We start from the raw sequence: 13,283 nt of genomic DNA, 5'->3' as shown, positions 1-13,283 counted from the left end.
TCCGGACCGGGCGCTCTCGGCGCACCGGCGGTGTCCGCCGCGTCACTCGTCGTCGGGACGCCTCTCCTGGGCGGTGTCCGTGCCCGTACCACCGCCCGACGCCGTGCCGCCGGAGGCGGAGCCGCCCCCGTTCGCGAAGCCGCTGAAGCCCCGCCGCACCCGGCCGCCGAGGTCGCCCGCGCCGCCCGCGATGTCCGTGACCAGCTTCATCAGGGGGTCCTTGGAGCTCTTCACGTGGCTGGTGTAGTGCTCCGCAGACTCGCGGAAGGAGTCGGTCACCGAGGTGTCCTTGTCCTCGCTGCGCCGCGGGTAGTGGCCGTCCATGATCCGCTGGAAGTCGCGGGACTCCGCCCACTTCTTCAGCTCGGCCGCCCGCACGGTGGTGAAGGGGTGCGAGCGGGGCAGCACATTGAGGATCTTCAGCACGGAGTCCCGCAGGTCGCCCCCGGCCTCGTACTCCTCGGCCTGCGCGAGGAACGCGTCCACGTTCATCTCGTGCAGGTGGTTGCCGCCCGCGATCTTCATCAGACCGCGCATCGAGGCCTTCAGATCCTGGCCGACCAGGAGCCCGGCACGGTCGGCGGACAGCTCCGACTTGCGGAACCACTCGCGCAGCGCGGTCACGATCGCCATGATCGCGAGGTTCCCCAGCGGGATCCAGGCGACCTTCAGCGCGAGGCTGGTCAGGAACAGCAGGATCGTGCGGTACACCGAGTGGCCGGAGAGCGCGTGGCCCACCTCGTGGCCGATCACGGCCCGCATCTCCTCCTCGTCGAGCAGCTCGACGAGCCCGGTCGTCACGACGATGATCGGCTCGTCCAGACCGATGCACATCGCGTTCGGCTGCGGGTCCTGGTTGACGTACATCGGCGGGACCTTCTCCAGGTCCAGGATGTAACAGGCGTCCCGCAGCATGTCGTTGAGGTGCGCGAACTGCTGGTCCGAGACCCGTACGGAGTCGGACAGGAACAGCAGCCTGAGGCTGCGCTCCGGCAGCAGACCGCTGAGTGCCTTGAACACCGTGTCGAAGCCGCTGAGCTTGCGCAGCGCCACCAGCGCCGAGCGGTCCGCGGGGTGTTCGTACGCCCGCGAGGAGATCCCCTCGAAGCGCCTGCGCTGCCTGCTCGGCACGTTCTCGTGCCCGTTCTGCTCGTGGCTGTCGTCCGGCATGTATCCCCCATGCGTTTGATTGCCCATCTTGCCCCCGAAGCGGAGTCCAGCCTAGGCGGAGTTACCGTGGCAGGGCATCAACCGTAAGGAGCGATCTCATGGAGCATCTCCCGCTCGCCACGGCGAACCCCTGGTTCACTGCGGCCGCGGACGCCGCCGGGAAGGAGCAGGGCGCCGGAAACCTGCTGCGTGTGGTGCTGATCGTGATGATCCTGGGGTCCGTCCTGATGGCCTGGTTCCTCCTGCGCGGATACAAGCGGGACGACTGACGGTACGGCGGGGAAGCGCCGTCCGTTCATCTCGGGGCGGAGTCGGCGTGATCGCCGACGTGGCCCCCGCTTACGATGGGCCGAGTCTTTATCCCGATCCCACACGGATAGGTCCTGCCGACGATGAGCTTCCACAGCACCGCTGCCGACTTGGTCACTTTCGCCGCCGAGGGCGGCGGGGAGCACGGCGGCAACCACGAGAGCCTCAGCCCCTACCTGACCGGCGGCGGAGCCTTCGTCGCCCTGATGCTGCTGCTGTGGATCACCACCCGCTTCAACCGCGACCGCTAATCCGCGCAAAAGGACATTCGAACAGAGTGTGTCCGCCGGGCCGGTAGGGTCTCGACGCATGGGAGAGCAGGAACTGCCTACCGGTCCGGAGCATGACAAGGCGAACGACCAGGCGCACGAGACCACCGGCGGCCGGGCCGGCAGCACCGGCACGGCGCCGGAGAACACTCCGCCGAAGACGGGGCGCAGGCGCCTCGGCGTCATGGGCGGAACGTTCGACCCGATCCACCACGGGCACCTCGTGGCGGCCCAGGAGGTCGCCGCCCAGTTCGGTCTCGACGAGGTCGTGTTCGTACCGACCGGCCAGCCCTGGCAGAAGTCCCACCGCGCGGTGTCGGCCGCCGAGGACCGGTACCTGATGACGGTCATCGCGACGGCCGAGAACCCCCATTTCTCCGTGAGCCGCATCGACATCGACCGCAAGGGCCCCACGTACACCATCGACACCCTGCGCGAGCTGCACGAACTCAACCCGGACACGGATCTCTTCTTCATCACCGGCGCCGACGCGCTCGGCCAGATCCTCACCTGGCGCGACGCCGAGGAGCTGTTCTCCCTCGCGCACTTCATCGGGGTGACTCGTCCCGGCCACACTTTGGCCGACCCCGGCCTGCCCGCGGGCGGGGTCACGCTCGTTGAGGTTCCGGCGCTCGCCATCTCGTCCACCGACTGCCGCGCGAGGGTCGCGAAGGGCGACCCCGTCTGGTATCTGGTGCCGGACGGAGTGGTGCGCTACATCGACAAGCGGCAGCTGTACCGCGGCGAGTGAGCCGAGAGGGGCACCGGTGAACGACCGATACGACGCTGGCTACGGGGGCGACCAGCAGTACGAACTCGTCGGCTACGACGAGTTCGGACAGCCGGTGTACCGACAGGCGCCCGCCCAGCAGGTGCCTCAGCAACAGGCGTACGACCCCTACGGGCAGCAACACGGCTACGGCCAGAGCTACGACCAGGGCTACGGCTACGACCCGTACGCGACCGGCCATGTCCAACAGCAGCCCGCCCAGGGCTACGGCACCGCCTACGACACGGGCCGGCAGGCAGCGGCACCCGCGTACGACGCCTACGACCCGTACGGGCAGACCGCGGTCACCGGCCCTCAGGCCCAGGTCACCGAGCAGACCGCCTACATCCCGCAGCAGACGGGCCCGCAGGAGACCGCCGAGGACGGCGGGCCCGAGGCCGGTGCGGCGGCCGGCGATCCGGAGTACCGCACCGAGCAGTTCGCCTTCGTGGACCAGCCCGACGACGACTCCGAGGACGTCATCGACTGGCTGAACTTCACCGAGAACCGCACCGAGCGCCGCGAGGAGGCCAAGCGGCGGGCCAGGAGCCGCATGATCGCCCTGGTGGTCGTGCTGGCCCTGGTCGCGGTCGGCGGCGTCGGCTACCTGTGGTTCGCGGGTGTGCTGCCCGGCTCCTCCTCCGAGGGGAAGACCGGCACCACGACCGCCGCGGGCGCCCAGAAACGCGCTGTGATCGCCGTCCATCTGCACGACACCAAGAAGGGCGGCACCTCCACGGCGCTGCTCGTCGACAACAGCACCACCAAGCGGGGCGCGACCGTCCTGCTGCCCAACTCCCTCGCCCTGACCGGCGACGACGGCACCACGACCACCCTCGCCAAGTCCGTGGAGGACGACGGCTCCGCCGGCACCCGCGAGGAACTCGACACCGTCCTCGGCACCGACATCGAGGGAACCTGGCGCCTGGACACCCCCTTCTTGAGCAACCTCGTCGAACTCGTCGGCAACATCGACCTCGACACCGACGTCTCGGTACCGGACCCGGAGGCGAAGAAGAAGGGCGAGGCGCCCCTCGTCACCAAGGGCGAGAACCAGACGCTCAGCGGCAAGATGGCCGTCGCCTACGCCACCTACCGGGCCTCCGGCGAGTCGCAGGACGCCCAGCTGAAGCGGTTCGGGCAGGTCATGCAGGGCGTGCTGCGCAAGCTGTCCTCCGACGCCCAGGCCGCCACGGTCACCGTGCAGACCCTCGGCCAGATCCTCGACCCCTCGCTCGGCGAGAAGGACCTCGGCGCCTTCCTCGCCAAGCTCGCCGACCGCGCCAAGGGTGGCGACTACACGAGCGAGCTGCTCCCCGTACAGCAGGACGGCACCCTCAGCGCCGAGGACTCCGACAGCGTGGTCAAGGACCTGCTCGGCGGCACCGCCAGGAGCCCCGAGGCCGGGGACGCCGTCCGGGTCGGCATCCGCAACGCCACCGGCGACAAGGACGCCACCGAACAGGCCCGCGTGGTCCTGCTCAACGGCGGTTACACCTTCCTCGACGCCGGCACCGTGGGCACCGCCGAGGCCGCCTCCCGGGTGATCTACTCCGACGCCGCCCGCAAGCAGGACGCCGTCGAGGTCGCCAAGACCCTCGGCCTGCCCACGAGCGCCGTCAAGAAGGGCGAGACCACGTCCAACGCCGACGTCACGGTCGTACTCGGCCAGAACTACGAGACGACCGACCCGACGGGCACGACCGGCACCGCGGGTGCGGCCGGCACCACCGGCTGACCGTCCCGGCGGATCGCCGGCAGCAGGCCCCGGAGCCGCCTCGACGGCTGTGCTCCGGGGCATGGTCGCCCAGGGGTCCGTTAACCCGTGGGGCTGTGTCTGCGGTCCGTGAGACCCTTGGGGTAGCCCGTGAGGGTTCCTGACCGCCGACGGAAAGCCATGTAGTGACCGCCACCGACCGCTCCCTCGAGCTCATCCACACCGCCGCGCAGGCGGCCGCCGACAAGCTCGCGCACGACATCATCGCGTACGACGTCAGCGATGTGCTGTCCATCACGGACGCCTTCCTGCTCGCCTCCGCGCCCAACGACCGCCAGGTCAAGTCGATCGTCGACGAGATCGAGGAGCGGCTGAACAAGGAGCTCGGCGCCAAGCCGGTCCGCCGGGAGGGCGACCGCGAGGCCCGCTGGGTGCTGCTGGACTACGTCGACATCGTCGTACACGTCCAGCACAGCGAGGAGCGCGTCTTCTACGCCCTGGAGCGGCTCTGGAAGGACTGCCCCGAGCTGGAGCTGCCCGCCGACGCGCAGGCCACCAAGGGCAGGGCCGCGGAGCACGCGAAGCTGCAGGCCGCCGAGGAGGCCGCCGAGCTGGGCGGGGAACTGCGGTGACCGCGGGTCCCGACGCGGCGGACCGCAAGGGCCGCGGACGCCGGATCATCCTGTGGCGGCACGGCCAGACCTCGTGGAACGTGGAGCGCCGCTTCCAGGGCACCACCGACGTCGAGCTCACCGAGACCGGCCTCGGCCAGGCCCGCCGCGCCGCCCGGCTGCTCGCCTCCCTCAAGCCCGACGCGATCGTCGCCTCCGACCTCCGGCGCGCCGCGAGGACGGCCGCCGAGCTGGCCGCCCTCACCGGCCTGGAGGTCTCGCTCGACGAGGGCCTGCGGGAGACGTACGCGGGCGTCTGGCAGGGCCTCACCCACGACGAGATCATCGCCCGGTACGGCGAGGAGTACGGCGCGTGGAAGCGCGGCGAGGCGGTCCGCCGCGGCGGCGGCGAACTGGAGACCGAGGTCGCCGACCGCGCCGCCCCGGTGGTGCTCCGGCACGCCGACAAGCTCCCGGAGAACGGCACCCTGGTGGTCACCAGCCACGGCGGCACCATCCGCACCACCATCGGGCGCCTCCTCGGCCTGGAGCCGCACCACTGGGAGAGCCTCGGCGGCCTCTCCAACTGCTGCTGGTCCGTCCTCGGCGAGGGCGCCCGCGGCTGGCGCCTCCTGGAGCACAACGCCGGCACCCTCCCCGAGCCGGTGCTCGGCGACGACGACTGAGTGGCCGCGGAAGGCCCCGGCGGCGGGCAGGGACCCGGATTTCACTTTCCGGCTGGTCGCAGGCTAAAGTTCTTCTTGTTCGCCCCGCCGAGCGGGGCGAAACACCATACGGCCTCGGCCGCATGGGGCAAGGGGCTATAGCTCAGTTGGTAGAGCGCCTGCATGGCATGCAGGAGGTCAGGAGTTCAATTCTCCTTAGCTCCACAGATCGGACAGAAGATCCCGTTCCCGGCAGGGGACGGGATTTTTCGTGTGAGATCCGTGACCTCCTTGAGTGCGCGGCGCCCCACGGGCGTATACCTCTGAGGACGACCTTCTTTCCCGCCGCGTGTCCGGACTGGTACGAAGGCGTCGCTGACCGTATTGGTCCGGCCGTGGCAGAATCAAACGGCCGGAAGGGGGCGCGGCCCGACGGGAGGGAGTAGCGATGCCTGCGAGCATCCGCGGGAAGGTCCACGACCTTTCCGCCGCTGTGGTGATGCGGAGCAAGACCACCCTCCTGTGCCCTTCCTGCGGCTCGCTCCACGTTGCCCAAGTACTCGGTGACAACGGAGGTATTTCCTACGTGTGCACGGCCTGCGGCCACAGCTGGAGCTGATCGATGGGCGCACACAGGAGGACATGCGACTGGTGCGGCAGCGGCACCCCGATCGTCCGCGACATGGAACCCGTCAACGCCGACTACCAGTACTGGTGCGAGGAATGCGCACGGGCGCTGATCATAAAAGGCGACCCCATCGAGACCTACCGTGAGCTGGAGGGTGAGCCGATCTACGGCCGGCTCCTCGAAGAGCACTGCACGCTCAAGCGTTTCTACTCGTTCGTGACCGCCTGAGCGGCAGGGGGCCAACTCGGCGCCGCCGCGGCGCCGTCCGCGAACGGCGGGTTCGGGGGCGGCGGTTCAGCACGCTCGGCACCGACGGTCATAACCCCAGAAATCGCCCATAGGGTGCACCGGTCGGAAAGGATTTGGTGGTCAGCGCAGGGGACCGGTAATGTTGGCGTCGTCGCCGGGGGAACCCAGCGAAAACCGCAAGGGGCTATAGCTCAGTTGGTAGAGCGCCTGCATGGCATGCAGGAGGTCAGGAGTTCAATTCTCCTTAGCTCCACAGACAAGACCCCGTCCAAGTGGACGGGGTCTTCGCGTTGTTGGCGCTCCGACGTCGGTGATGCGATGCCGACCACGGGTGCGTACGACGGCGATGGGACGTGGAAGGGCGGGTCACCCCCGACCGGGGTGACCCGCCCTTCCACGGCGTCGCGAGACGTCAGCGACCGCTGCCCAGGGCCCGCCGGCCACGGCCCTGGGAGAGGACCGGGAGGTTGCGGGAGGGGGCGTTGCCCCTGGTGTCCTCCTCGATGCGCAGGGCCAGCGCGGGGCAGCGCCGTACCGCGCGCAGCGCCTTGGCCTCGGCGTACTGCGGGACCTTCGCCTGCGCGACGGTGGGGAAGCCGTCGGCGCCCAGCTGGAAGACCTCCGGGAGGATGTCGGCGCACAGACCGTGGCCCCGGCACAGCGTCCAGTCGACGAAGATCTTCTGGCGGCTGGCGCCGGACTCCTCCTGGCCCGCCCCGCCCGGGAGGCCCGTCGGTGCCCTGCCGCCCTCGAACAGCGGCAGGACACCTTCCACGGGCCGTCCACAGCCATTGCCGAGGACATGGGCGGCGAGGTCGTCGGTGAAGGCCTTGATGGTCGACTCCAGGAACATCGCGGAGCCGTCGGGGTGCGAGCACGCACCGCGTCGCTTGACGTTCTTGGCGACCTGCTTGAGGGCCTCCAGGGCGGCCGGTCCACCGCCGTTGAGGATGTCCTCCATGCCGCGCGCGGCGGCCGGCAGACCGAGGTAGCAGGGACCGCACTGCCCCGCGCTCTCCTCGGCGAGCCACTTGGCGACCTGGAGCGACTCGCCGAGCGGGCAGGTGTCCTGGCTGATCGGCAGGATCGCGCCCGCGCCGAGGGCACCGCCCACCGCGTCCAGGGAGTTGCGGGAGACGACCGCCTCGTTGACCGTCGCCGCGTCGATCCACTTGCCGTGGTAGCCGCCGGTGAGCACGCCCTGCGGCACCGGCGGCGCGCCGGCGAGCTGGAGGATGTAGCGCAGCGGCACACCGGTGGGGGCCTCGATCACCATGGGGCGGGCGACCGCGCCGGAGACGGTGAGCATCACGGTGCCCGGCTCGTCGTACAGACCGGTGTTGCCGTACCGCTCGGCGCCGATGCGGGCGCCGATGGCGAGCTGGGCGAAGGTCTCGGCGTTGGAGAGCAGGGTCGGCGCGCCTCCGACACCGCTCTTGGACGCGCTGGTCTTGCGGCCGGGCGGGATGGCCGGGCCGCCGTCGATCGAACGGATCAGCGACGCGGCCGCGCCGGTGACCATCCGGACCGGGTTGCGCTGCACGCTCGCGCGGATGGCCGCGCCGCGCCGGTTGCCGAGGCCCCGCTCGGCGAGGGCGGCCTCCATCGAACGCTGGGTGGATTCACGTGTCACCCCGATGACGAGCTGCCGGGCGCCCAGGGCCTCCGCGACCAGCAGGGCGCCGTCCAGGATGAGGTGCGGGGCACGGTTGATCAGCACCGTGTCCTTGCGGCAGGCGGGCTCGTCCTCGCTGCCGTTGACGACGACGACCGGCCGGATGCCGCGCTTGATCGCCGACTCGGCGACCGAGCGCAGCTTCTTGTGGAACGGGAAGCCCGCCCCGCCCCTGCCCTTCAGATTGATCCGCTCGGACAGCTGGGCCAGCTGTTCCCCGCCCATCGGTTCGAGCGGACCGTGCACCTTGAGGTGCATGGGGAGATCGAGTCTCTCGACGAGGTCGAAGCCCGAGGTGAGCTGGGGGAGCCCCACCACACGGACTTCGGGGACGTCGGGAAGGGCCTCGTTCACTTAAAGCCTCCGGAAGGGGCGTTCCAGGGTTCGCCTGAGCCCGGCTGGTCGTATCCGGGCAGCGTTTCAGTGGCGGGACCGCTGTTGTACGTGTCGTTCGGGTTGTACGTGCCGTAGGGGGCGTTCGTCTCAGCGGTTCCGTAGGAAGTTTCCGGAACTCCCGTCGGGTACGCCTCGCCCTGGTAGGTCTGGCCCTGGTACGACTGCCCGCCGATCGGCTGCCCGGCGAAGGTGTCCTGCAGCGGGTCGTACGCCGACGGGGGCGCCTCGCCGACCGGCGGCGGGGACGGCGACGGCCAGCGCGTGCCCGTGGCCGGACCGTCGTCCAGACGGGGCATGGCCTGTGTGGGCTGCATGTCCAGCGGGGGCTGCTGCTGGGTGAGGTAGGGCGCCGTGGGCTCCGGGGCGCGCGGCGTCATCGACACGGCGCGGTAGGCCGCCGCGAAGCCGGGGCCGGTGTCGGCGGACGCGGACGCCGCCGTGCGCGGCGGGGGCACGAGGGTGTCGCCCGGCGCGGGGTTCGGGGCCTGGCCGCCGAAGCCCGGCAGCGGGAACTGGCCGGTGTCGCGCTTCTGGGAGTCGCGCGGTCCCTCCTCGCGTCGTCCGGCGGGTTCCTGGAGCGTGGAACGGGACTTGACGAGCTCCTCGACCTCGGGGGGCCGCTGGCCGTCGGTGCCCAGGATGGCCGTGATGCGCTCGATGAACTGGCGCTTGACCGCACGGGGGGCCGCCCGCAGCAGGAGCGCGGCGGCCACCGCGATCAGGCCCAGCGAGTAGAGGATGATGAAGATCGGCTTGGCCTCGCGACCCGCGTAGAGTCCGTGCACGAGCGCGAAACACCAGGCCGGGTAGGCCATCATGTGCATCGTCCGCCAGCGCGCCGCGACCTCCGCGGGAGAGGCGAAGTTGCTGCGCAGCGCGCCGGTGATGGCGACGAAGATCATCAGGGATCCGGCGGTCGCGCCGAAGCCGATGAGTACGCCCGTGCCCGTCACGCCGAGGGCGAAGGGGAACAGGGCGATCGCGGAGACGTGGTCCAGTGCCAGCTTGACGCTGACGTGCAGGACGAGGAACGCGACCGACGCGATGGCGGTCGTCCGGTGGACGGCCTGGCCGATGATCCGCTGGCGCACGCTGAGCAGGGTCCGGTCCTGGGCGACGAGCCCCCAGAGCACCGAGAGGGTCAGCGACACGAGGGAGAGAACGCCCGCGCCGAAGTTGAGGAACTCCCGGTACGCGTCACCTCCGACCAGCACGCTTACGGGTATCAGCAGCAGAGCGGCAGCGGTCGCGATCCCGTAGGCCGAACGGCCGGTCTGGGGCAGCGAGCTGTTACTGCGACGAGGGTTCATGGGGGCAACTCCGAACAGTTCGGGAAAGCGGTCCCGTCGTCGAACTGTAAGTGGTGCCAAACCGAGCAGTAGGTGGTTTGAGTTATTGCGCTGTTATCAAGGGTCAATCTCACATCTGTGATGTCCCTTAGCGGTTGTTACGCGAAGTAAGATTTGAACTTTGTTCAACTTTTTTGGCCGGATCTCATGGCTGACAGGCGGCTGGTTCATGTCCGATGATGGCCCGGAACCTCGTCGCGACGGCTGTGGGCCCTGGGGTACCCTGAGCCCATGCGTGCCGTACGCCTTCTGCTTAGCGAGCCGCGCTGATCAGTCCCGACCGCCGATGAACGGCGTGGTCGGAATCGGCGCGGCGTCCCCTCCTGTGCGAGGGGATTTTTCGTTTCCGGACGACACATACCGCTGGCAGAGACGATCGATGGAGCTTTGAGGATCATGAGCGAGACGAACCCCGCTGCCACAGGTGCATCGGTGGATGCCGCGCCGCACCGCTACACGGCCGCCGTCGCGGCCGAGATCGAGGCACGCTGGCAGGACTTCTGGGACGCCGAGGGCACCTACGCGGCACCGAACCCCACGGGCGACCTGGCGGGCGACCCGGAGCTGGCCGCCCGGCCCAAGAAGTTCATCATGGACATGTTCCCGTACCCCTCCGGTGCGGGTCTGCACGTCGGCCACCCCCTGGGATACATCGCCACCGACGTCTTCGCCCGCTACCAGCGGATGACCGGCCACAACGTCCTGCACACCCTGGGCTTCGACGCCTTCGGCCTGCCCGCCGAGCAGCACGCCGTGGCCACCGGCGAGCACCCCCGGGTCACCACCGAAGCCGCCATCACCAACATGAAGTCCCAGCTGCGCCGGCTGGGCCTGGGGCACGACAAGCGCCGGTCGTTCGCCACGATCGACCCGGACTACTACAAGTGGACCCAGTGGATCTTCCTGCAGATCTTCAACTCCTGGTACGACGACGAGGCGAGGAAGGCCCGCCCCATCGCCGAGCTGGTCGCCCAGTTCGAGTCGGGTGAGCGCGGAGTGCCTGGCGGGCGCTCCTGGAACACACTGAGCGCCGCCGAACGCGCCGACGTCCTGGGCGAGTACCGCCTGGCCTACGCCTCCGACGCGCCGGTCAACTGGTGCCCCGGCCTGGGCACCGTCCTGGCCAACGAGGAGGTCACCGCCGACGGCCGTTCCGAACGCGGCAACTTCCCCGTCTTCAAGGCCAAGCTGCGCCAGTGGAACATGCGGATCACGGCGTACGCCGACCGCCTGCTGGAGGACCTGGAGGAGCTGGACTGGCCCGAGGCCATCAAACTGCAGCAGCGCAACTGGATCGGCCGCTCCGAGGGTGCCCGCGTCGACTTCCCGATCGACGGCGAGAACATCACCGTCTTCACCACGCGCCCCGACACCCTGTTCGGCGCGACCTACATGGTGCTGGCCCCCGAGCACCCGCTGGTCGAGAAGTTCACCCCGGCCGCCTGGCCCGAGGGCACCCACGACGTGTGGACCGGCGGCCACGCCACCCCCGCCGAGGCCGTCTCCGCCTACCGAGCCCAGGCCGCCTCGAAGTCCGACGTCGAGCGCCAGGCCGAGGCCAAGGACAAGACCGGCGTCTTCACCGGCTCCTACGCCACCAACCCCGTCAACGGCGAGAAGGTCCCCGTCTTCATCGCCGACTACGTCCTGATGGGCTACGGGACCGGCGCGATCATGGCCGTCCCGGCGCACGACTCACGTGACTTCGCGTTCGCACGCGCCTTCGAGCTGCCGATCATCTGCGTCGTCGAGCCCACGGACGGCCGGGGCACGGACACGTCGACCTGGGACGATGCATTCGTTTCGTACGACGCGAAGATCGTCAACTCCACCGGCGAGGGCGTCTCCCTGGACGGCCTGGGCGTCGTCGAGGCCAAGGCGCGCATCACCGAGTGGCTGGAGCGGTCCGGCATCGGCCAGGGCACCGTCAACTTCCGTCTGCGCGACTGGCTGTTCAGCCGCCAGCGCTACTGGGGCGAGCCCTTCCCGATCGTCTACGACGAGGACGGCGTCGCCCACGCGCTGCCCGAGTCGATGCTGCCCCTGGAGCTGCCCGAGGTCGAGGACTACTCGCCCCGCACCTTCGACCCCGACGACGCCGACACCCAGCCCGAGACGCCGCTGTCGCGGAACGAGGAGTGGGTCAACGTCACGCTGGACCTGGGCGACGGTCCGAGGAAGTACCGGCGCGAGACCAACACCATGCCCAACTGGGCCGGTTCCTGCTGGTACGAGCTGCGCTACCTGGACCCGCACAACGACCGGCGGATGGTCGACCCCGAGATCGAGCGCTACTGGATGGGCCCGGGCGAGGGCCGGCCGCACGGCGGTGTCGACCTGTACGTCGGCGGTGCCGAGCACGCCGTGCTGCACCTGCTGTACGCCCGCTTCTGGTCCAAGGTCCTGTACGACCTGGGGTACGTCTCGTCCGCCGAGCCGTTCCACAAGCTGTTCAACCAGGGCATGATCCAGGCCTTCGTCTACCGCGACAGCCGTGGCTTCGCGGTGCCGGCCGCGGAGGTGGAGGAGCGCGACGGCGCGTTCTACTACCAGGGCGAGCAGGTCAGCCGCCTGCTGGGCAAGATGGGCAAGTCCCTGAAGAACGCGGTCACCCCGGAGTCCATCTGCGAGGAGTACGGCGCCGACACCCTGCGTCTGTACGAGATGGCGATGGGCCCCCTGGACGTCTCCAGGCCGTGGGACACGCGCGCGGTGGTGGGGCAGTTCCGGCTGCTGCAGCGGCTGTGGCGCAACATCGTCGACGAGGCGACCGGTGAGGTCACGGTCGTCGACTCCGAGCCCGGCGAGGACACCCTGCGGGCGCTGCACAAGGCGATCGACGGCGTGCGCCAGGACCTGGAGGGGCTGCGCTTCAACACCGCGATCGCCAAGGTCACCGAGCTGAACAACCACCTGACCAAGGCGGGCGGGCCCCTCTCGCGGCCCGTCGCCGAGGCACTGGTCCTGCTGGTCGCGCCGCTGGCCCCGCACATCGCCGAGGAGCTGTGGCGCAGGCTGGGCCACACCGACTCCGTCGTCCACCGGGACTTCCCGGTCGCCGACCCGGCGTACGTCGTCGACGAGGCCGTCACCTGCGTCGTCCAGATCAAGGGCAAGGTCAAGGCCCGGCTGGAGGTCCCGCCGGCCATCTCCGAGGAGGAACTGGAGAAGGTGGCCCTGGCCGACGAGAAGGTGGTCGCGGCCCTGGCCGGGGCACCGATCCGCAAGGTGATCGTGCGCGCGCCGAAGCTGGTGAACATCGTCGTGTAGCGGGCAGGGGCAGGGACCCGGCAGCCGTCGTCGGACGGGGGCGGGTCCCTGACCTGGTGCTTCGCGGAGGTCGTCGGTCCGGGCCCTGGGCGGTGTCGCTGAGGGTGGTCGTACGGCAGGTCGGGGTGATCCCCTACGGGCAGGTTCGGGGTTCCGATGGAACTGTGGGCCTGCCCGTTGCGTTTACCGTGGAAGAGCGCCGCAGT

11 protein-coding genes and 2 tRNA genes are annotated in these 13,283 nt (G+C 69.8%); 10 read left to right on the top strand and 3 right to left on the bottom strand.

What is annotated here, in order from left to right:
- Nucleotides 1-42 precede the first annotated feature (42 nt).
- The gene (locus AC067N_RS06925; protein WP_478677857.1) at nt 43-1,170 is read right to left on the bottom strand and encodes a M48 family metallopeptidase; all 1,128 of its coding nucleotides are present in this window, start codon (nt 1,168-1,170) and stop codon (nt 43-45) included.
- 98 nt (nt 1,171-1,268) lie between these two features.
- Here AC067N_RS06925 and AC067N_RS06920 point away from each other — a divergent pair, with 98 nt between their 5' ends.
- From AC067N_RS06920 to AC067N_RS06880, 9 genes are all read left to right on the top strand, one after another.
- Nucleotides 1,269-1,439, top strand: coding sequence for a hypothetical protein (locus AC067N_RS06920; protein WP_478677856.1), 171 nt, complete (start codon nt 1,269-1,271; stop codon nt 1,437-1,439).
- Nucleotides 1,440-1,562: 123 nt separating this feature from the next.
- Nucleotides 1,563-1,730 carry a hypothetical protein gene (locus AC067N_RS06915; protein WP_149829762.1) on the top strand — a complete coding sequence of 56 codons (168 nt, stop codon included), beginning with the start codon at nt 1,563-1,565 and terminating at the stop codon, nt 1,728-1,730.
- A gap of 58 nt (nt 1,731-1,788) precedes the next feature.
- The gene (gene nadD / locus AC067N_RS06910; protein ID WP_478677855.1) at nt 1,789-2,499 is read left to right on the top strand and encodes a nicotinate-nucleotide adenylyltransferase; all 711 of its coding nucleotides are present in this window, start codon (nt 1,789-1,791) and stop codon (nt 2,497-2,499) included.
- A 16-nt stretch (nt 2,500-2,515) separates the two neighbouring features.
- Complete coding sequence (locus tag AC067N_RS06905; RefSeq protein WP_478677854.1) at nt 2,516-4,255, top strand: LCP family protein; 1,740 nt, start codon at nt 2,516-2,518, stop codon at nt 4,253-4,255.
- 164 nt (nt 4,256-4,419) lie between these two features.
- Nucleotides 4,420-4,866: a ribosome silencing factor gene (gene rsfS, locus AC067N_RS06900; RefSeq protein ID WP_478677853.1), complete on the top strand. Its 447-nt coding sequence runs from the start codon at nt 4,420-4,422 to the stop codon at nt 4,864-4,866.
- Nucleotides 4,863-5,531 carry a histidine phosphatase family protein gene (locus tag AC067N_RS06895; RefSeq protein ID WP_478677852.1) on the top strand — a complete coding sequence of 223 codons (669 nt, stop codon included), beginning with the start codon at nt 4,863-4,865 and terminating at the stop codon, nt 5,529-5,531. Before rsfS ends, AC067N_RS06895 begins: the two co-directional genes overlap by 4 nt.
- A gap of 131 nt (nt 5,532-5,662) precedes the next feature.
- Nucleotides 5,663-5,735: transfer RNA gene (locus AC067N_RS06890), tRNA-Ala, on the top strand.
- A gap of 397 nt (nt 5,736-6,132) precedes the next feature.
- Nucleotides 6,133-6,366 carry a hypothetical protein gene (locus tag AC067N_RS06885; RefSeq protein ID WP_478677851.1) on the top strand — a complete coding sequence of 78 codons (234 nt, stop codon included), beginning with the start codon at nt 6,133-6,135 and terminating at the stop codon, nt 6,364-6,366.
- Nucleotides 6,367-6,567: 201 nt separating this feature from the next.
- A tRNA-Ala gene (locus AC067N_RS06880) sits at nt 6,568-6,640 on the top strand.
- Between the two features lie 159 nt (nt 6,641-6,799).
- Here the strand turns inward: AC067N_RS06880 and AC067N_RS06875 are convergent.
- Both AC067N_RS06875 and AC067N_RS06870 read right to left on the bottom strand, forming a co-directional pair.
- On the bottom strand, nt 6,800-8,416 hold the full coding sequence (locus AC067N_RS06875; RefSeq protein WP_478677850.1) for an NADH-ubiquinone oxidoreductase-F iron-sulfur binding region domain-containing protein: 1,617 nt from the start codon (nt 8,414-8,416) through the stop codon (nt 6,800-6,802).
- The gene (locus AC067N_RS06870; protein WP_478677849.1) at nt 8,413-9,768 is read right to left on the bottom strand and encodes a cytochrome b/b6 domain-containing protein; all 1,356 of its coding nucleotides are present in this window, start codon (nt 9,766-9,768) and stop codon (nt 8,413-8,415) included. The genes AC067N_RS06875 and AC067N_RS06870 overlap by 4 nt, the downstream gene beginning before the upstream one ends.
- Before the next feature lie 435 nt (nt 9,769-10,203).
- Here AC067N_RS06870 and leuS point away from each other — a divergent pair, with 435 nt between their 5' ends.
- Entirely contained in the window at nt 10,204-13,077 is a 2,874-nt protein-coding gene (leuS, locus tag AC067N_RS06865) for a leucine--tRNA ligase (RefSeq protein WP_478677848.1), read from the top strand.
- Nucleotides 13,078-13,283: the final 206 nt, after the last annotated feature.

The sequence above is a fragment of the Streptomyces sp. NPDC042364 genome, assembly GCF_056437585.1.
Note: the sequence above shows the minus strand (reverse complement) of the source record. Positions and strands in the feature narration are given on the sequence as shown.